The organism is Labrenzia sp. PHM005, assembly GCF_006517275.1.
Classification (GTDB): Bacteria; Pseudomonadota; Alphaproteobacteria; order Rhizobiales; family Stappiaceae; genus Roseibium.
The window spans coordinates 4573122-4592884 of record NZ_CP041191.1 but is presented as its reverse complement, the minus strand read 5'-3'; the positions used below and the strand labels follow the sequence as shown (position 1 = coordinate 4592884).

Sequence of the window (19763 nt, the reverse complement as noted above, 5' to 3'; positions counted from 1 at the left end):
GAAGCGCATGACTGTAACTGTACGCTTTGCGCCGTCTCCGACCGGCCACATTCACATCGGCAACAGCCGTCCTGCACTCTACAACTGGCTCTATGCCAAGAAGATGGGCGGGCGGTTCATCCTGCGGTTTGACGACACGGACCTGGAACGCTCGCGTCAGGAGTATGCCAACTCCATCGAGGTGGATCTGCGCTGGCTCGGCATTGATCCGGATGTGATCGAGCGGCAATCGGCGCGCGTTGAAAGTTATGATGCAGCTGCGCAGAAGCTGAAAGACGCCGGCCTTCTTTATCCTTGCTATGAAACACCGGACGAGCTGGAACGCCGCCGCTCACGCCAGCGTGCGCTTGGACGGCCGCCGGTCTATGACCGCGCAGGCTTGAAGCAGACCGAAGAAGAACGGGCGGCTTTTGAAGCGGAGGGGCGCAAAGCGCACTGGCGTTTTGTGCTGCCGAACCATGATGGCAATCCGTTTCAGACCAAACGGACGGACGTCACCTGGACGGATCTGTGCCGCGGCGAACAAACCGTCGATCTGGCCTCCATGTCCGATCCAGTTCTGATCCGAGCCGATGGCAGCTATCTCTATACGCTGCCATCGATCGTCGACGACATCGATATGGGCGTAACCCATATCATTCGCGGCGAAGATCATGTCTCGAACACCGGTGTTCAGATCGCGATTTTCGAAGCCTTGGGCGCAACCGCTCCGATTTTTGGTCATCACAATCTTCTGACCACGCGAGATGGCGAAGGCCTGTCCAAACGCAAAGGCGCACTGTCAATCGGCTCTCTCCGCGAATCCGGTTTTGAGGCCATGTCCGTCTGTTCGCTTGCGGTCCTGACTGGAACGAGCCAGGCCGTTGAAGCCGTCGCGACCATGGACGCATTGGTGGAGAAATTCGATTTGACCAGCGTGTCGCGCTCGTCAGCGAAATTTGATCCGGAAGACCTGAAGGGCCTCAATTCCCGTCTCGTCCATGACATGTCCTACGCTCAGGTCAAAAACCGTTTGGATGGCCTGGACATTGGCGGCGGAGAAGCCTTCTGGCTGACAATCCGTGGCAACTGCGAAACCGTTGCCGACGCCAAGGGCTACTGGCAAATTGTCGGTGGTCCGGTCGAAAGCCGAATTGAAGACGAAGATCAGGACTTCATCGCCAAGGCAAAAGAAATGTTGCCGGACGGTGACATCACATCCGACACCTGGGGCGCCTGGACATCTGCCTTGAAAGCGGAAACCGGCCGCAAGGGACGCGGCTTGTTCATGCCGCTGCGCCGGGCTCTGACAGGCCTCGACCACGGCCCAGACATGAAGGATATGCTGCCGCTTATTGGGCGACAAAAAATTCTGGACCGACTACCCTAACCGGGACGTCCCGGTCCGGCGCCGGGCGGAAACCCGGGTCGTCGGGTTTGAAAACTGGCGGGATTGACGCGGTCTCAAGGCCGCCGTCTCCTGCTGCCCTTTGGCTGCGCAACAAGGGCAGCTCGCCGGTAGGCGTGGATTGTGAATTGCTTGCGACCGATTTTTCCAGTCTTTTGAAGACCTTGCTAAGGCTTGCGGTCACATCAAAGCCCTTTTCCATATTGGCGAGCGTGTCGGGGTCTTCATAAAATGGCAGCTGATCTTTGGTCAGCGGAATGCGGGCCAAGGGCGAGGGCAGGTCAGAGACGGCACCATCGAATGCACGGACGGTTGTGCTGGTGGAAGCGGACGGCATTCCGCTGCTGATATCTGCAAAAAAGATCCGGCTCTTTGAGTGTGTGCCTGCTTTCAGTTCCGTCCACGCGGACCGGGATTTGGATTGACCGGCCTGGCGGCAACTGCAGCCTTCAACAAATTCAGTCTTGTAGCGGTATGCGAAGGGCTGATCGGTATAAAGCGTTCCTGCCAGCGACATCATCTTGGTCGAATCGCCGCCCGGGTTCTTGTAAACATAGAGCTCGGTTTCAGAGGCAGGACAAATCTCCGTGCAGCGAGCTGCATCATTGGCAAATTGCCGTTTTCCGGTCGAGAAACTGACCGGGAAAAAGTACCCGTCACAGGTGCGCACACATAAGGTCCGGAAAGTTCCACCGGAGGGCAGCCGCAGCCGCTTTCTACCGGAACCACTGTTGCTTCTTGCCGTAACTTCTGCAGCGGTCTCCCGCTTTTTGTTTGCTTGTTGCGGATTGAACAGCCGGGCCAGAAACGACCGTGGGGCATCGCCGGTATCTGGTTTTACCGACGCCTTGCGGGTTGCCGGTTTTGCACCGCAGCCTTGTCGTTTGAGAGCTGCCTGGATCTGCCGGATCCGTTTTTTCGTCCCGGCCGGTGCACCACCAGATTTGGTCAGTTGCCTGTCAATCGCAGCAAGATTGGACCGCATCCGTTTGACCTTTTTCGTCAAGGCCTTGCACTGCGCGTTGGAGGCTGTGGAACACCCGAGATATCCAAGGTCCCGTTCTGCGGCAGTCAGGGCTTTTTGCTGCTGACGTTTTGCTGATTGCCACTTTTGGGAACCTGAAGATGATCTACCAGCAGTCGACTGAAGGCGGGAGAGTTCGGAGCTGAGGCTTTTGCAGCTGGCCGCTATCGCCGGGCCAGCATGGACCAGCATCGCCGGCAAAATGGCCAGCGCGCATGACATCGCCCAAGACGCGACATGACAGCGAAGCTTCATTGCAAATCCCCATCGGCGCTCAAATCCCCGCGCCGGGCCGTTCAAACAGCCAAATCAGTATCCCCTTGAAGCCTATCCATAGCAAGGAAAGCTCTCATGTTCGGTTAATTTGATACAGGTCTGGGACTATTCTTCTGCCGCTGCGTGAAGCCTCTCGAAGATTTGATCCAACACCGCCCGCTGCTCCTCTGTGAGCGCAGATTCAAGGCCGTTTGAATAAGCCAGCGCTTTGGGGATCAATGCCTCATACATGGCCCGGCCTTCAGTGCTGAGCTTCAGGAGCTGTTCGCGCTGATCATGCAGACTGGGCCCCCGTTCCAAAAAACCCTTTTTCTCCAAGGCAGCAACGGCCCGGCTGACCTTGGTTTTATGCATCGAAGTCGCCTGGCCAATATCGCGGGCGGTCATCGCGGCATGTTCGCCAAGGGTTGCGACCACCCGCCACTCCGGGATGCCGATCCCGAACTCGTCCGCATATATTTTTGAGAACGACCGGCTGACGGCTTCTGCCAGATTGTTCAGCCGGTAGGGTAGGAACCGGTTAAGTTTAAGAACCGGGGTTCCTGATTTTCCATGTGTGTCTCGATTGGACTTGGTCATTTTAAAAAAAGATCGCGCGTTGTGGATTTGCAGGACCAGAGCATGGCAGCTCGCCTGGCGATGTTGAAGCGGCGGGTATGAGGGGCTTTGACAATCAATCGAACGGATCCCGATGATGACTTTAAGCAATACTATAGCCTGACAAAACAGACAGGAAAGCACTCGCCGGTCGATTTGAAAATTTACCGAGTCTTTGCTTAGTTCCGACCCTTGAGATGCCTTAGAAAAACCCCTCTTTTGCCGAATTACTAGACCTATCTGTTGATAAGAAAGGAACAGTTAAGGAAAGAGTGCGTCAAAATTTGCGAATCGACCCTGAAAGCAGTGAGTCTAGGGCAAATACAAACTATTCACATCCTGGACACGGTGAAATATCACCGAACCTGTTGACGGGAAAGCGAGGCTGTCATGAACAAAGCAGACACGAAGTCTGATACTGCCCCCGGAGATGAAGCAAAGATCCATGAACTCGGGCCCGGCTGTTATGCCATTAGTGCTGAGGGATGTCCGAACACGGGCGTGATTGTCGGAGACCGTGGCCTGCTTGTGGTCGACGCTCAGCCAACAGAAGCGCTTGGGCAGAAGGTTCTGAATAAAATCCGCGAAATCTCCGACAAGCCAATCAAGGTTTTGTTGCTTACCCATTTCCACGGCGACAGCACGGCCGGAGCAGCTGCCTTTGACGCCGGTGAGGTGATCGCTTCGGATCTGACCAAGCGCATGATGGAAACCCGGGGTTTGGATGACCGGGATGTGTTGAAATCCCGTTTCCCTGAGATCTATCCGGCTGGCCAGCCACTGCCGCCGCTTGCCATTCCATCAATGACGATTGCCTCGTCGATGTCCGTGGATCTTGGCGGCAAAGAAGTGCGGCTGATGCATCTTGGTCGCGGCCATACCATGGGCGATCTGGTCGTCTGGGTTGCTGACAGCGGGGTGCTGTTTGCCGGCGATCTTGTGCAGTCCAGAACCGCACCTTATTGCGGTGATGCGCATCTGACCGACTGGCCGAGAGCTCTGGACCGGCTGATGGCTTTCCGCCCGAATGCTCTGATGCCGGGACACGGAACGCCTGTTGTCGGGAATTCCGAGGTGGCGACTGCTATTGAAACCACCCGGGATTATGTCATCACGCTTCGTGATGCGGCGACGGCCTGCACCGAAAGCAAAATGGGATTGCGGGATACCTATCAATCGATCAGCGATGCCTTGCAGCCAAGGTTTGGCTCTGCGTCCGGTTTTGACGCTCATCTGCCCTTCAACGTTGCCCGGGCCTATGATGAAGCCCAAGGTCTGGATCAGCCGCAAGTCTGGACCCGGGAACGCTGTGCTGACCTTGAGGATGCCTTGACGCAATCTGTGCCGGTTGCAGAAGAGCCCGAGCTCGCTGAAACAGTTTTGGAGATCGTTGAAGATCAGCCTGCTTCACCGGACGAGCCAGCCAGTGAACCGGAGGCTCTCAATGTGATCCATCTGGAAGAACGTGAAACTGTTGAGCAAACGGATGAGGCAGCCGAAGCTGAAAGCGGCGGCGAAGAAGCGGCGGAATTGGTCTCTGATAGTGAGTTCGCCGCATCTTTGATGGCAAGCCTCACTGAGCAAGGGGCGGATGACGACGACGCGCTCTTGCTGGAAAACGAAATTGAGACGGAAGAAAAAGTCCTGGAGAAAGCTCAGGTCTAGAGCGCCGGGCGAAAACATAGAAGCGTTTGACCCGTCTCATTTGATTGCTGGCAAGGTGGTCCGCCCGCAGTGGTGCTGGCACCATAAGGGTGGGCCAACGCACGTCAGCAGGCCAATGAGACGAGGCCCTCCGGGTGGCTTTTGGCGATCCACCGGCTGCGTTGCACCTCTTGCCCGATGGCCCGCATCGCGCTGCGTGCCGCGCCTATCCGGATGTGCCGCCCAAAGCCATCAAACGTTTTCACGTTTACGACCGGCGCTCTAGCCTCTTTAAAAGACGATAATTCCAGCCACCCGTGCGATTCTGTCGCGCGGGTGGTTGTCTTTCTAAGGGGGCGGGTGGTTGATACGTTGAAGCGGCACCCCACATGAAAATGAGTTTTAAGAACCGGAGGATTTCGAATGCGGTTACGTGCTGCAGCTGTTTTTATTCTAGCCCTATGTCTTCAGGTGGTCGGGCCAGTTTATGCCAGTGACGAGCCGGATTTGATTTTCAAGAAATCTACGGTCTGGAAGTTCCTGACACCAGATCACAAACTGGCAACTTATGCCATCGATGATCCGATTGTCGCCGGTGTCGCCTGCCATTTTACAGTGCCGGAAAAAGGCGGAGTGTCAGGCTGGTTGGGTGTTGCCGAAGAAGTCTCAGACATTTCTCTTGCATGCCGCCAGGTTGGCCCGGTGGAGATCAAAGAGAATTTTGAGCAAGGCGAAGAGATGTTCCGCCAGGGTCGCTCATTCATGTTCAAAAAAATGCGGATCGTGCGCGGCTGCGACATCAAACGGAATGTGCTGGTCTATATGGTCTATTCGGACAAGCTGATCGAAGGCAGTCCGAAAAACTCCACGTCGACAGTGCCTTTGATGCCATGGGGAACCGCCGAGCCGCCGCGGTGTGGTGACTACCTTACGGATTAGAAACAGTCCGCCAATTCTTACCGGCGCGAATTTTCACCGTCGAGCGTTTGCAAACGGGCGGCAACAGGCATCTCCGGGTCGGCACAAAAGTGCTTGTACAGCATCGCCATCATGTCTCTGACCGGTTCACTCGCCAGGCTATAGTAGATAGTGGTGCCTTCGCGCCGGGTTGTCACAAGGCCTTGAGCTCTTAAAAGAGCCAGTTGTTGTGACACGGTCGGCATACGCATGCCGGTCTTTTCAGCCAGTTCGCCAACGCTGCGTTCTTCTTCCAAAACAAGGCACAAAAGCAGCAGCCGAGGCGCTGATGCCATCAGTTTCAGAAACTCCGCGGCTGTCTCCGCTTTGTTTTCAAGCGATTTAAAGTCCATCTACAGACCTTGCCAAACTCTCTTACTCTGCGCAAGCTTGAGAATAATTCTCAGCTTTAAAGACTATTATAGGCGGCTGGCGACGGTGACAACCAAGTTTCCATCTCCACAGCCGGTTCCGGTCATTAAACACAGACTTTTTTGTTGAAGTTCGCTGCCGAAGGCCTTGGTGCCATCCGTGATGGCGATCAGTGCGATAAACGGTCCGCCCAGAACGATGAGAAGAAAGATGATCACAAAAAGCCGGTTCAACATTTTTTTATCTCCAAAAGGCAACGCCGTGCGATTGCCCTGGAGATTAGATTTCCGGCCTTGAACTCATGCTGAGCGCCGCGTTCAGCTGGCGTTCAGCTTTCTAAACACGTATTATCTCTATGAAATTTCACAGATTTTCAGTCATGGCCTTTCGGAGTGCATCCAGCAATTTCTCGTCGCGGCCATAAATATCTTTGCGGAAATGGGTCGCGCCGTCTTTGTTCATCCAGGCCGTCAGATAGGTGAGGTGAACTTCAATCGGGATACCCGGTTTAACAACGGTCCGTTTATCGGTGTCCCGAATGTTTTCCCAATGTCCTGGAGACGCCGATTTATGTGAAAGGAGAACATCCGCAAGTGCAAAGGGATCAGACACCCGGATACAGCCGTGGCTGAAAGCCCGTTCGGCTCGTGAAAAGAGCGATTTTGACGGTGTGTCGTGGATGTAGATGTTAAATTTGTTCGGGAACATGAATTTGATACGGCCCAGCGCATTGCTGTTGCCCGGATCCTGGCGCAGCCGGAAAGGAAAGTTTCCACGGGAATAGTTGTTCCAGGCAATTTGTGTTGCGGCCACTTCACTGCCGTCCCGAAACACGCGGATGTTTTTGCCCGAAAGCGCGCCGGCATTCTTTTTCAGCTTTGGCAAATACTCCGCCGTTGCAATGGAATAGGGCACATTCCAAAAGGGGTTAATCTCCACATAGTCAAGCTGATCTGAAAACACCGGCGTTGCATGATAGGGTTTGCCGACCACCACAGGAGCTGTGTGGATCGTTTTGCCCTCCTTGACCACCTTCAGTTCCTGATCAGCCAGATTGACAAAGACATAGAAGCTGCCCAGATCGTCGCGCATCCAGCGGCGGCGCTCCATGTTGAGCTCCATCTGGATCAGTTTTTCCTGCAAGGGGATGTTCAGCCTGGCAAAGGTTTCCTTGCCGATGACCCCGTCGTCAGCCAGACCGTGCAAGTTCTGAAAGATCTTCACCGCCTCTACAAGGCCGTGGTCATAAGTTTCACCGCTGTGGTGTGCCGCTATCTGAATATCTTCTTCGACAAGACGCTGGCGGAGCGCTGCAACGCGCGGGTCACTCATACCTGGCTTTAGTACTTCACCCTCAGGAACGGCTGTGAAACCTCCAGCTGCGGCCTTTTCGCGGTATTGTGCCAAGCGCCGTTTCAGCCGCGCGTAATTGTCTGAGCGCGGGGCAAGTGCCTCTAAAAACGTGCTGAAGTCGACCGCATCAACCGCTTGTTCCAACAACATCTCTGGGTCTGGGCGGTCCGGAAAGAGATTGAGCGCCTTGTTGACCTTATTGGGTTGGACCCGGCCGGAGGAGAGATGCGTCGCATAGCGGATGTATTGTTTGGTCAGTTCCAGCTCAAAAGCAGCCCATTCATCTGGAGACTGTGCCGCAGCGGCCTGATCGACCAGTCGCAGGGGACCATAGTTATCCGGATTTAACGCATGGTCATTGGCCGCAGCCATTGCCGCCACCACAAGGTGAGCATTTTCCGTGATGCCGTCCTCAGTGAACCAGATTGGCGCAAATGCCCGTTCCCCGTAAAATCGTATCGCTCGTTCGGACACGTCCGGAGAGAGGGCTGCTTGAAGAGCGCGTGCAATGGGCGTTTGTGGTTCGAGAAAGGTTGGGGCCGGAACTGATGCGGCTTGCGGTTTGGGCGTTGGCGCAGGCCCCGATTGCGCCAGTCCAGGTGCCGAGCCTGCGACTAGGCCGATTGTGGCAAGCGCAGCTATAACAATCTGGCGTAACCGCCGTTTACCAATGTTTGTCTCCCGCATGGGACAGCCCCTCTCTGATTCCCGTAACGGCAGATTAGAGGAGGGCGGCGCAGGGGCCAATGGCAGAACCGGCCGGGCAGAGCTTCTCCATGAAAAAGTGACCTTGACCGGCCCGTCTGTTCCGGTCCATAACCTCAGCCATGATGACGGCCAAACGTACCATCATTACGATCACAATTATTTGCAGCTAGCGACACCGCTGGCTGTGGCCGTTCCCTCTTGGCAAAATTCCTTGTAGACGGACCGCCCGGCCAGCCGGCCAGGAGACCGTTTGACATGAGCGCCGCTGAACCAGCGAAATCCGGCACCTACAAGGGCTTGAAGCTCACCAACACATTGACACGCCAGAAGGAAAACTTTCAGGCGATCGATGACAGCAACGTGCGTCTCTATGTCTGCGGACCGACGGTTTATGACTTTGCCCACATCGGCAATGCGCGGCCCGCGATTGTTTTTGACGTTTTGTACCGGTTGCTGCGCCATCTTTATGGCGTGGACCATGTCACCTATGCGCGCAACATCACCGACGTTGATGACAAGATCAACGCACGGGCCTTGCGCGACTTTCCGGACATGGAGCTCAATGAAGCGATCGCCAAGGTAACCAAGAAAACCGCGGATCAATACCACAAGGATGTCGCTGCTTTAGGGACCTTGGAACCAAGCCACGAGCCGCGGGCGACCGAGCACATTACCGGCATGATCCAGATGATCGAAGACCTGGTTGCCAAAGGTCACGCCTATGTTGCGGATACAGCGGATGGCGGCGAAGTGCTGTTCGATACTGTCTCGATGCCGGACTATGGCGGGCTTTCCAAGCGCAAGCTCGATGAGCAGATCGCTGGCGCCCGGATCGCGGTCGACAATCACAAGAAAAACCCGGGCGACTTTGTGCTCTGGAAGCTATCGTCACCGGAAGAGCCCGGCTGGGACAGCCCCTGGGGCCGGGGCCGTCCGGGCTGGCACATCGAATGCTCGGTGATGAGTGAGCATCACCTGGGCAAGGTGTTTGATATTCATGGAGGCGGGCTTGATCTGATCTTCCCGCACCATGAAAACGAAATTGCCCAATCCCGCTGCGCCCATGGCACAAAAACAATGTCCAATTATTGGGTCCACAACGGCTTTGTGCAGATTGAAGGCAAGAAGATGTCCAAATCGGAGGGCAACTTCTTCACCATCCGCGAACTGCTGGAGACAGAGAACTTTGGCGGCCGTAAGTGGCCGGGCGAAGTTCTGCGCCTTGCCATGCTGATGACCCATTACAAGGAGCCGATCGACTTCTCCGTCCGCAAGCTGGAAGAGGCGGAAAACCTTCTGGGCAAATGGCCGGATCCGATTGAGACCGATGTCCCGCCTGCGGCCGAAGTTCTGGACGCGCTCAACGACGACCTGAACACCGCTGCGGCGATCCAGGCACTACACAGCTTGGCCGGAGAAGCGGGCAAGGATCCGGCTAAACTAGCTGTCTATTCAGCATCGGCAGCACTTCTTGGTGTGCACCCCGTCCAGGCGGATCTGTCCGGCATTGATGAGACCGCCATTCAGGCAGCCATTGATGCCCGTCTCAACGCCCTCAATGCCAAGAATTGGGCGGAAGCGGATCAGATCCGCGCTGACCTGACATCTCAGGGAATCCTCCTAAAGGATTCAAAAGACTCCGAAACCGGTGCTCGTATCACAACTTGGGAAGTGAAGCGGTGAGTTTGGTACTCGGGCGGTGATGATAAGGAATGCAACAGCATGACGGAAGATACAGACATCAAATCCGGCGGCTGCCAGTGTGGGGCCATTCGCTATTGTGCGGAAGGGTTTAAACGCCCGTCGATCTGTCATTGCCGCATGTGCCAGAAGGCAGTTGGCGGGCCATTTGCAGCGCTGGTTGTTGTTGAGAATTTGAGCTGGACGCGTGGAGAGCCGGCTTACTTCCAAAGTTCCAATTTGGTTCGCCGCGGGTTCTGCCGGGATTGTGGAACTCCGCTGACCTATGAGTTCGAGGCCTCACACATCGACATAACGATCGCGAGCCTTGATGAGCCTGGCTCGGTCGCCCCGGAGGTTCAGCTTGGGCTGGAAAGCCGCTTGCCGTGGTGTGAGGGGTTAATAGATTTGCCGACCCGGACAGGCGACGCGGAAGCCGCCGCTCAGGAGGTCTTTGCCAAGATCCAGAACCACCAGCATCCCGATCACGATACTTGAACCGAAACGTTTTTACTGAATGGCCAGCCGAAGAATGCGGCAAGCAGGACGCGATATGACGAAAGACCGGATCTACCTATTTGATACCACGCTGCGCGATGGGGCTCAGACTAGCGGCATCGACTTTTCCGTCCACGAAAAGATCGTGATTGCGGAGTTGCTGGAACGCCTTGGCGTGGATTATGTGGAAGGCGGTTATCCGGGTGCTAACCCGGCCGATACTGAGTTCTTTGCCGAAAAACGGACCGAAAAGGCGACTTTCACGGCCTTCGGCATGACCAAGCGGGCAGGGCGCTCAGCGGCGAACGACCCAGGGCTTCAACAAGTCCTGGCGAGCAAGGCGGACGCCTGTTGTTTTGTTGCCAAGGCCTGGGACTATCATGTCGAGGTCGCACTCGGCTGCACCAACGAAGATAACCTGGAGTCGATCGAAGACACCGTGATGGCTGCGGTGGCTGCTGGCAAAGAAGCCATGATCGACTGCGAGCATTTCTTCGATGGTTTTAAGGCCAATCCGGACTATGCCCTCGATTGTGCCCGTACCGCGTATCAGGCTGGCGCCCGTTGGGTTGTCTTGTGCGATACCAATGGCGGTACATTGCCAGATGAAATCCATTCAATCGTGACACAGGTGCAGGACGTGGTGCCTGGTTCCCACCTGGGCATCCACACCCATGACGACACTGGCCATGCGGTCGCCAATTCGCTGGCGGCGGTTGATGCCGGTGTGCGTCAAATCCAGGGTACTCTAAACGGTCTTGGGGAGCGCTGCGGCAATGCCAATTTAATCACGCTGATCCCGACCTTGAAACTGAAACCGCAGTACGCGGATCGTCTTGAAATCGGTATCAGCGATGATCAGCTTCAGGACATCACCGCGGTTTCCCATGCCTTCGATGAGATCTTGAACCGGTCGCCCAACCGGCATGCGCCGTATGTTGGCGAAACGGCCTTTGCCACCAAAGCCGGGATTCACGCCTCTGCGATCTTAAAAGATCCGCAGACCTATGAGCATGTCGCGCCGGAAACGGTGGGCAATCAGCGCCGGGTTCTGGTGTCAGACCAGGCGGGCAAAAGCAACCTCTTGGGGGAGCTTGCCCGCGTGGGGATCGAGGTCGACAAGGCAGATCCGCGCCTTGACCGGCTGCTGGCCAAGGTCAAGGAACGCGAGGCGTTGGGGTATGCTTATGAGGCGGCCGATGCGTCTTTCGAATTGCTGGCGCGCCGGGCGCTGGGCGAAGTGCCAGAGTTCTTCAAGGTCGATTCATTTAAGGTGATGGTCGAGCGCCGGTTCAACGCCATTGGGGATCTGATCACGGTCTCGGAAGCTGTTGTCAAAGTGGATGTCGACGGAGAAACCCGTATGTCCGTCGCCGAAGGAAATGGTCCGGTCAACGCGCTTGATATGGCCTTGCGCAAGGATCTTGGAAAGTATCAGGCGGCGATTGAAGGGCTTGAACTGATCGATTATAAGGTGCGTATCTTGAATGGCGGGACGGATGCGGTCACACGCGTTTTGATCGAAAGTCATGATGCCAAGACCCAGCGGCGCTGGTTCACGATTGGTGTCTCATCCAACATCGTTGACGCATCCTTCCAGGCATTGGTCGACTCCATCACATTCGCGCTTCTGAAAGCTCATTAGGGCTTTCCTTACAGCGCCAGAAAGGCACGGGCATGTCTCAGTCTGCGGTTCCCTCTGAGACCGAGGACGAATTCCGCCGGGGTATTCTCTTCGGGCTGGCGGCCTATGGCATGTGGGGCTTTTTTCCCGCCTATTACAAGCTGACCGACACCGTGCCCGCCGATCTGGTCGTGGCACATCGGATCGCGTGGTCCGTCCTGTTCGTCGGCGGATTTCTTTACATGCGCGGGCGCTGGCAAGAAGTGCTCGATGTGTTTGCCGATGCAGCGATTTTGAAAAAACTCGCCATTTCGGCCGGATTCATTTCGGTCAACTGGTTGGTGTTTGTCTGGGCAATCGCCAATGAGCAGGTTCTGGATGTGTCTTTGGGCTATTTCATCAATCCGCTGGTGAGCATCTTGGTTGGGTTGATTGTCCTGCGCGAACGCATGTCGCGGGGGCAATACATTGCCTGTGCGCTTGCCGGATTTGCTGTTGTGCTGCAGGCTGTTCTGGCTGGCGGATTGCCTTGGGTTTCACTCGTGCTAGCATTTTCCTTCGCAGGCTATGGATATGTGCGCAAGGTGACACCGGTCAAGGCGACGCCGGGTCTGTTTGTCGAGACCGTGCTGTTGTTCCCGATGGCTGCTGGTTACTTGCTGCTGAACCTGTCCTGGGGCGTGGACGCGCTCATCCTGAACGATCTGCCTGTGCTGGCTGCGCTTGCCGGGACCGGCATAGTAACTGCACTTCCGTTGATCTTCTTCAGCTCTGCTGCGCGCCGTTTACCGCTCTTCATGCTCGGGTTGATGCAATATATTGCGCCATCAATCCATTTTTTGATGGCCGTCTATGTCTGGGGCGAACCTTTGGATCAGGCCAAATTAGCTGGATTTTCTCTAATTTGGCTGGCCTTGGTGGTGTTTACGCTCGACAGTTGGCGGAACGCGCGCAAGTCGGTGACTTCCTAAGGGGAAAAATAAAAGTACTACTCCGCAGCGGTCATGAGACCGCTGCCAGTGCGCTTGGCCGAATAAAGATTCTTGTCCGCTTTTCTGAGTGATTCAAGAAGATCACCCTCAGTGATCCGTGCGACGCCGACACTGGTTTGGCACAATAAATCCGGCCCGGCGTGCCTGATCGGGTGAGAATTCAAACTCTTCATAAATCCGGCCAACTTCAGGTTAACACTGTCGCGTGTTTCAGACCGGAAAACGGCGCAAAATTCGTCACCACCAAGACGTACAATGATGTCTTCTGGTCCGGCCAGCGCTTTCAATTGGCGCGCAAAATTTAAAAGGACGGTATCGCCAATGTCATGACCGAGTTCGTCATTGATTTTCTTGAATGAGTCGAGGTCGAAGACCGCTGTCCATGCGGCCCTGCCGTCACGGTGAGCCCAGGACTCGATGATTTTGGCGCCTTCGCCAAACAAATAGTGCCGGTTGTGGACACCGGTTAAAGCATCGTGCATGGCGAGCGTGTTCAGCTCCGAAATCCTCTCCATCATGTCCAGATTGAGAGAAATGCGCAGTAGGATTTCCTCCGGCGAATAGTCCTTCGCAATGAAATCTGCCGCGCCATATTTTAAAAAACGGATTCTGTTTTCCGAGCTGGCCCGCGAGGACATGCCGATGACGCTGAGGCGTTCACGGCTGTATTTCCGACGCACGGTTTTCAGGAAGGCAAACCCGTCCTCGCCCGGCATATAATAGTCAGCCAGGACCAGTTTGATCTGTGGCGTTTCTTCAAGAACAGAAAGTGCTTCGGCGCAGGTGCTCGCCTCAAAGACTTGATAAAGGTGCTGCGACGTGATTTCCGCGATTTTCTGCCGGCCAACAGCAGAGTCATCAAGGATCAGGATGCCGGTTTTAGGATTGTTGGACAGCCGTTTGAGAAGCTCAGCTACGTAGTCGAGGCTAGCGGGCGTGTCCTTCAGGATATAGTCGATAACCCCTTTTGCCAGCGCCTTTTCCCGGATGTCTGTGTCGAACCTACTAGTGAAAATGATCGTCGGAATGCCTCTGTCACGGCACAAGTCAACGATCTCACCATTGGGGGCATCCGGCAGAGTAAGATCGACCAATGCCAGATCTGGATCACAAATTGGCATATCGAGGCATTTTTCCGCCTCTTCGTAGTTGCGGGCAACCATAATCTGGTGACGGCCAACTTTTTGAAGGCGATCAACAATCGCCTTCTCAAAAAAGGAAGCATCTTCAACCAGCAGCGTTGTGCGCATGGGACCGTGTCCGTCCGAGTCTTTTTCTGCTCAAAACCTGGGTCAAAGAAGCTTCCAAGGTCTTAATATTTGGTATCGGTAAGCAAGTTGTTTTGAGGCAGATTTGCGACGTTTTACCCCTTAGGGGCTGAGATAGTTCAGCTTTTTGTTTTTCTGACTAAAGTTCTTCTGTTGAAGCAACGCCTTCACCGCCAATGGAAGGACCACGTGCGACAGTTTGTTCCAGCATTGGAATGATCTCGCCAACCTGTTTGGCAATCAGGTACGGCACTTCGGTGTCCGGTCGGATATAGCCTTGAGCCCGCATATGGTCGAGCAGTTCCAGAAGTGGTGACCAGAACCCATTGATATTTGCAAGGACCACCGGTTTGCGGTGCTGACCGAGCTGTGCCCATGTCATCATTTCCACGGCTTCTTCCAAAGTGCCAATGCCGCCGGGCAGGGCGATGAAGGCATCTGATTTTTGGAACATCAGCTGCTTTCGCTCATGCATGGTCTGAGTGATCACCAGATCTTCAAGCGTTTCCAGCATCACTTCGCGTTTTTCAAGAAACCGTGGGATGATGCCGGTGACCGCACCGCCGCATTCCATAGCTGCGCGGGCAACAGTTCCCATCAAACCGACGGCACCGCCGCCGTAAACGAGCCGCAAACCGGATTCGGCGATCAGCTGGCCAAGCCGGGCCGCGGCAGCCTCGTGGGCCGGATCGGAGCCGAAACTGGAGCCGCAGTAAACACAAACGCTTGTCAGGTGTTTTGGAGATTTTGTCGTCATAAGTCCATGATGTGGCATTGCGCCATGCAAGAGGTCAAGCATTCTGTTCGAAACAACCAGTGCAAACAGCTGGTTTTCTTGCCGCGGCACAAAAAGGCCGTTATGCATGGGTAAGATTATCCATGTGCTGGCATGCCTAAGCTGCGGCACGTAAAGGGAATAGACGAAAGTGCTGGGCGGCAGGGCCCGAAGGCTTTCGATGGGATGAACAATGAACAAACAGACCTTGATCTGGACATTGATCATTGCGGTGCCGGTGGGCATTGCAGCATTGGTGACCGGCTACATTTATCGCGAGACCGGAGATCTTCCATTTCAAAACGAAAGCGAAGTCTCTGCGCCGCAAGCGACAACCGCAGGTGAGACGACACCAAATGTTGCTGCAGCGCCTGACAAAGCCGCCACACCTGCAGCCGAGACATCGCCATCTGAGGAGGTGGCTGAAACGCCGGCATCTCCAGACGCGCAAGTGGCAGTTACGGCTGATCCCGCCAAACCAAGCTTTGATGTCGTTGGTGTAGAGCCTACCGGTGAAACTGTGGTTGCCGGCCGCTCCGAAGCGGGGGCAATTGTTGCCCTGACAGCCAATGGCGAAGTTGTTGGCAAGAGCATCGCAAATGAAGTCGGAGAATGGACCATCATTCTCAATGAACCGCTGAAACCGGGTGATTATGATGTCGGACTGGAAACCCATGACCAAAACGGTGAAGTGATTTCTGGTTCCGAAGAACGCGTTGCGGTGTCGATTGCGCAAGGGGGCAAGGAACAGCCGCTTGTAGTGCTCAATTCACCGGATGGACCGTCGGATATTTTGCAGAAACCTGAGACAGCCGCACCCAGCGCTGTTGCGGAAGCACCTGCCAGTAGCCCTGATGATACACCAAAAGCCAAAGAAACCGTTGTCGCTGCAGCGCCGGGCACAGATGATCAAAACAGCGAGGCTGCAGTTGATAAGCCGGCCGAGACAGCCGCGGCTGATACCGGTATAGCTGCTTCGGCTGATACAGGTATAGCTGAAGAGAAGACAGCTGCGGAAGACAGTGAAACCGCAGCTAATACGCCGGAAAAACAGCCGGCTGAAGAGCAAACGCCAACGGCTTCCACGGAAGTTGCTGCGGCTTCTGAGAAACCGGCAACAACCGAGACCGGTCAAGCCGGGGCGGTTCAAAGTTCTGAAGGCGACGTCACTGCCGGTGAAGAAACTGAGACCGCGGATGCTGCTACAGAGAGCGCCTCTCAAGAGGTATCCGAAGGTTCGCAGCAAGTTGCATTGGCTACCGACGCGGCGCAGAACGACGCTCCTTCTGCAACCAAATCTGCATCTTCAGGCGCATCTGCTTCCGAAGAAACGGCGAGTGCACCGAGCGCAACAGAAACATCGAGCAGTGATCAGCAACTTGCCGCCGCACCGCCGTCTCAGCCTCCAAGTTCATCAGAAACACCGGCGCCTACGAATGACAGTACTGCTGCTGGCGCAACAAGCCAGACCAACGACCCGACGCCGTCGGTAACAGTGGAAGCTGTCGAATCCGAAAAAGACAAGGTCTATGTGGCTGGAACAGGGGACCCAGGCTCGTCTGTCCGGGTTTATGTCGGCGACGACTACCAAGGCGAAGCGAAGGTGAATTCCAGCGGCAAATGGCTTGTTGAAGGCAACAAGAATGTTGCGGAAGGCAATGTGGAAGTCCGGGCCGACATGATCGGCGACGACGGCAGCTCCGTTGATGCGCGTGCCGCAGTGGTGTTTGAAAAAGAGCAGGATCAACAGATCGTCCTGACCAAAGTTGTCGTCAGCGGTTCTGGCAGTTCACCGGATGCGCAAGGTGCGGAGGTCCAGAAAGCCCTGCCTGTGGTGATCATCCGCAAAGGCGATAACCTGTGGAGGATTTCCCGCCGCCTTTACGGAGAGGGCATCCGCTACACCACAATTTATCAGGCCAATCAGGGACAAATCCGAAATCCGGATCTGATTTATCCTGGTCAGGTTTTCCTGACACCGGAGGGTGATCTCAACTGGCCGAAACCGGACGCGGACAACGGCCGCAACGGCTGATTTTTGTAAGAACAAATTGCACAAAACCGGGCGGGCGCCAGAAATGGGGCCCGCCTTAATTGTTTCTGGCTCTTGTCTTTCTGAAGATTGATCGCATATTTACGATCATATTTTTGTGATCCTTCTGGAGGTTCTGCATGAACGAAACAGACGGCCCGCTGATTATTGCGGATACCGATTTGCCCTGCCTTTCGGCATGTGAGGATCTGGCGGCGATGTTCCGGGCGCTTGGTCATCCTGCGCGGATCGCAATTCTCCGCCGGCTCGCAGGTGAGCAGGAGGCGTGTTGCGGACAGATCGTCGATGCATTGCCGCTCGCTCAATCCACCGTGTCTCAACATCTGCAGGTTTTAAAGGAAGCGGGCCTCCTTACCTGCGATACCCGCGGACGCAATTGCCACTACCATCTGAATTGGGCGCGCCTCCAGCAGGCCGAAGACGCATCGGCCGCCTTCTGGAAAGTTTTAAACGCTGCCAAAGCGGATGGTCAGGAAAATCCAGGCAAAGCAATGGCCGGACTAACGGACGCACAAGACAAATAACCGAGGCGGCCACTAGGCCGACGGGAGAGGACATTTGACCCAGTCAATGAATACGTCAGCGGCGGCGACTGAAGCTGGCCAGGCGCCGAAGCCTGCTGCACCCCAAAAGGCTGTGAGCGCCGATGAAGGCAACACGCTGACAACCCTTGCCAATTTGTGGCCGTATATCTGGCCAGCGAATCGGCCGGACCTGAAAAAACGGGTTTTGCTGGCGATTGCTGCGCTTGTGGTCGCCAAATGCGTCACAGTGCTGTCGCCGTACTTTTTTGCCTGGGCGACCGATGCATTGGCCGGTGAAGAGGTCGGGCTGCCAGCCTTTCTTGTTGCACCAGTGATGCTGGTACTGGCTTATAACGCCGCTCGTGTTCTGGCGGTCGCCTTTAATCAGATGCGCGATGCCCTGTTTGCCCGGGTTGGGCAGCATGCGGTTCGCCAGCTCGCCAAGCTGACGTTCCGCCACTTGCATCAACTGTCCTTGCGGTTTCATCTGGCCCGGCGTACAGGCGGCTTGAGCCGCGTCATTGAGCGGGGTGTCAAAGGCATTGAATCGATTGTCCGGTTCACGATCTTGAACGGCATTCCGACGGTTCTTGAGTTCGCCTTGATGGCCGCCGTCATCTGGTATCAGTTTGGTTTTTATTACGTCGTCATCGTTGCGGTGATGATTGTCACCTATGTCTGGTTCACCATCAAAACCTCGAACTGGCGGATCAATATCCGTAGGGAGATGAATGACAGCGATACAGACGCCAATTCCAAGGCCATCGACAGCCTGTTGAACTTTGAAACCGTCAAATACTTCGGCAATGAAAAAATGGAAGCCGAACGGTTTGATGTGTCCATGGCCAAGTATGAGAAAGCCGCAACAAGAACCTGGACGTCTTTGGCTTGGCTCAACTTTGGTCAGGCGGTCATTCTGGGGCTCGGCATGGCGGCCTGTATGGCGCTATCCGCAAGAGCAATCATGGCCGGAGAACAGAATATTGGCGATTTTGTTCTGATCAACGCGCTCTTGATGCAGATCTCTATGCCGCTCAATTTTATCGGGTTTTTATACCGGGAAATCCGACAGGGCCTGGCTGACATTGAATCCATGTTTGATCTGCTGCTGGTGCCGGCTGAAATCCAGGACAAACCTGGGGCTGCTCCACTCAAGGCCGTTGAGGGCGCGCTTCATTTCAGGGATGTTCGTTTCCACTACGATGCCGACCGGCCGATTTTGAAGGGAGTCGATTTCGATGTTCCGGCTGGCAAGACGGTTGCGATCGTCGGGCCTTCCGGTGCTGGCAAGTCGACCATCTCCAGGCTGTTGTTCCGCTTTTACGATGTGACGGGCGGTGCGGTCGAAATTGACGGCCAAGACGTGCGCGATGTCACTCAGGAAAGCGTCCGCCATGCCATCGGCATGGTGCCCCAAGACACCGTGCTCTTTAACGACACGATTGCTTACAACATCCGTTATGGCCGCCCGGATGCTACGGACGAGGAAGTTCGGGAAGCAGCGCGCATGGCGCAGATCCATGACTTCATCGAGAATTTGCCGCAGGGGTATCAGTCGGAGGTCGGCGAACGCGGTTTGAAGCTTTCCGGCGGTGAGAAACAACGTGTTGCGATTGCCCGCACGATCTTGAAAGCACCGCCGATCCTGATCCTGGATGAGGCGACCTCTGCGCTTGATACGCACACGGAACGGGAAATCCAGTCAGCGCTCGATCAGGTTTCGAAGAACAGGACATCGCTGGTCATTGCGCACCGGCTTTCGACGGTCGTCAATGCGGACCAGATTATCGTTCTGGAGGCGGGGGAAATCGCTGAGCGAGGGACGCATACAGAGCTGCTGGCCAACAACGGTCTGTATGCGTCCATGTGGGCCCGTCAGCGTGAAGCTGATGAGGCGGAGGAACGCCTGCGGGCCGCCCGGGAAAACGATGATCTGGGTGTTATCACCCGAGGGCAACCGGCGGACTATGTGCCGGTGAAATAACTTGTTCGACCTGGTTACCGATGACGAGGCCGGTCGCTTAGAAAACT

Annotated in this window: 17 protein-coding genes; 10 read left to right on the top strand and 7 right to left on the bottom strand. The window is 55.4% G+C overall.

Features of this window, described 5'->3' with window-relative positions:
* The first annotated feature begins 7 nt into the window (after positions 1–7).
* The gene (gene gltX, locus FJ695_RS20750) at positions 8–1369 is read left to right on the top strand and encodes a glutamate--tRNA ligase (RefSeq protein WP_141187212.1); all 1362 of its coding nucleotides are present in this window, start codon (positions 8–10) and stop codon (positions 1367–1369) included.
* On the opposite strand, the gene FJ695_RS20745 is transcribed toward gltX, so the two are convergent.
* A complete protein-coding gene (locus FJ695_RS20745) occupies positions 1332–2666 on the bottom strand; it encodes a DUF2865 domain-containing protein (RefSeq protein ID WP_209010750.1) in 1335 nt (444 codons plus the stop codon). The genes gltX and FJ695_RS20745 overlap by 38 nt on opposite strands.
* 126 nt (positions 2667–2792) lie before the next feature.
* A complete protein-coding gene (locus FJ695_RS20740; RefSeq protein WP_141187211.1) occupies positions 2793–3266 on the bottom strand; it encodes a MarR family winged helix-turn-helix transcriptional regulator in 474 nt (157 codons plus the stop codon).
* A gap of 408 nt (positions 3267–3674) precedes the next feature.
* On the opposite strand from FJ695_RS20740, the gene FJ695_RS20735 reads away from it, so the two are divergent.
* Together FJ695_RS20735 and FJ695_RS20730 are read left to right on the top strand one after the other, a co-directional pair.
* Entirely contained in the window at positions 3675–4949 is a 1275-nt protein-coding gene (locus FJ695_RS20735; RefSeq protein WP_141187210.1) for an MBL fold metallo-hydrolase, read from the top strand.
* 402 nt (positions 4950–5351) lie between these two features.
* Positions 5352–5867 (top strand): CreA family protein, encoded by a 516-nt coding sequence (locus FJ695_RS20730; RefSeq protein WP_141187209.1) that lies wholly within the window; start codon positions 5352–5354, stop codon positions 5865–5867.
* Between the two features lie 17 nt (positions 5868–5884).
* On the opposite strand, the gene FJ695_RS20725 is transcribed toward FJ695_RS20730, so the two are convergent.
* The 3 genes from FJ695_RS20725 to FJ695_RS20715 all read right to left on the bottom strand — a co-directional run bounded on the left by FJ695_RS20725 (position 5885) and on the right by FJ695_RS20715 (position 8297).
* Positions 5885–6238 carry a metalloregulator ArsR/SmtB family transcription factor gene (locus FJ695_RS20725; protein WP_141187208.1) on the bottom strand — a complete coding sequence of 118 codons (354 nt, stop codon included), beginning with the start codon at positions 6236–6238 and terminating at the stop codon, positions 5885–5887.
* A 66-nt stretch (positions 6239–6304) separates the two neighbouring features.
* Positions 6305–6493, bottom strand: a complete 189-nt coding sequence (locus tag FJ695_RS20720; RefSeq protein ID WP_141187207.1) for a sugar transporter — start codon at positions 6491–6493, stop codon at positions 6305–6307.
* Positions 6494–6620: 127 nt separating this feature from the next.
* Positions 6621–8297 (bottom strand): murein L,D-transpeptidase, encoded by a 1677-nt coding sequence (locus tag FJ695_RS20715; protein ID WP_141187206.1) that lies wholly within the window; start codon positions 8295–8297, stop codon positions 6621–6623.
* Between the two features lie 276 nt (positions 8298–8573).
* Between FJ695_RS20715 and cysS the strand changes: the two genes are divergently transcribed.
* From cysS to rarD, 4 genes are read left to right on the top strand one after another with little or no spacing between them, the layout of a single operon-like run.
* Positions 8574–10001, top strand: coding sequence for a cysteine--tRNA ligase (cysS, locus tag FJ695_RS20710; RefSeq protein ID WP_141187205.1), 1428 nt, complete (start codon positions 8574–8576; stop codon positions 9999–10001).
* A 39-nt stretch (positions 10002–10040) separates the two neighbouring features.
* On the top strand, positions 10041–10496 hold the full coding sequence (locus FJ695_RS20705) for a GFA family protein (RefSeq protein WP_141187204.1): 456 nt from the start codon (positions 10041–10043) through the stop codon (positions 10494–10496).
* A 55-nt stretch (positions 10497–10551) separates the two neighbouring features.
* Positions 10552–12141, top strand: coding sequence for a citramalate synthase (gene cimA / locus FJ695_RS20700; RefSeq protein WP_141187203.1), 1590 nt, complete (start codon positions 10552–10554; stop codon positions 12139–12141).
* A gap of 32 nt (positions 12142–12173) precedes the next feature.
* Positions 12174–13091: an EamA family transporter RarD gene (gene rarD, locus FJ695_RS20695; RefSeq protein ID WP_141187202.1), complete on the top strand. Its 918-nt coding sequence runs from the start codon at positions 12174–12176 to the stop codon at positions 13089–13091.
* Positions 13092–13108: 17 nt separating this feature from the next.
* Here rarD and FJ695_RS20690 read toward each other — a convergent pair whose 3' ends face one another.
* Together FJ695_RS20690 and FJ695_RS20685 are read right to left on the bottom strand one after the other, a co-directional pair.
* The gene (locus FJ695_RS20690) at positions 13109–14362 is read right to left on the bottom strand and encodes a diguanylate cyclase (protein WP_141187201.1); all 1254 of its coding nucleotides are present in this window, start codon (positions 14360–14362) and stop codon (positions 13109–13111) included.
* A gap of 157 nt (positions 14363–14519) precedes the next feature.
* Positions 14520–15137, bottom strand: a complete 618-nt coding sequence (locus FJ695_RS20685) for a TIGR00730 family Rossman fold protein (RefSeq protein WP_141188850.1) — start codon at positions 15135–15137, stop codon at positions 14520–14522.
* 211 nt (positions 15138–15348) lie between these two features.
* Between FJ695_RS20685 and FJ695_RS20680 the strand changes: the two genes are divergently transcribed.
* From FJ695_RS20680 to FJ695_RS20670, 3 genes are all read left to right on the top strand, one after another.
* On the top strand, positions 15349–17190 hold the full coding sequence (locus tag FJ695_RS20680; protein WP_141187200.1) for a LysM peptidoglycan-binding domain-containing protein: 1842 nt from the start codon (positions 15349–15351) through the stop codon (positions 17188–17190).
* A gap of 137 nt (positions 17191–17327) precedes the next feature.
* Entirely contained in the window at positions 17328–17732 is a 405-nt protein-coding gene (locus tag FJ695_RS20675) for a helix-turn-helix transcriptional regulator (protein WP_141187199.1), read from the top strand.
* Positions 17733–17778: 46 nt separating this feature from the next.
* Positions 17779–19716: an ABC transporter ATP-binding protein/permease gene (locus FJ695_RS20670; protein ID WP_141188849.1), complete on the top strand. Its 1938-nt coding sequence runs from the start codon at positions 17779–17781 to the stop codon at positions 19714–19716.
* Positions 19717–19763: the final 47 nt, after the last annotated feature.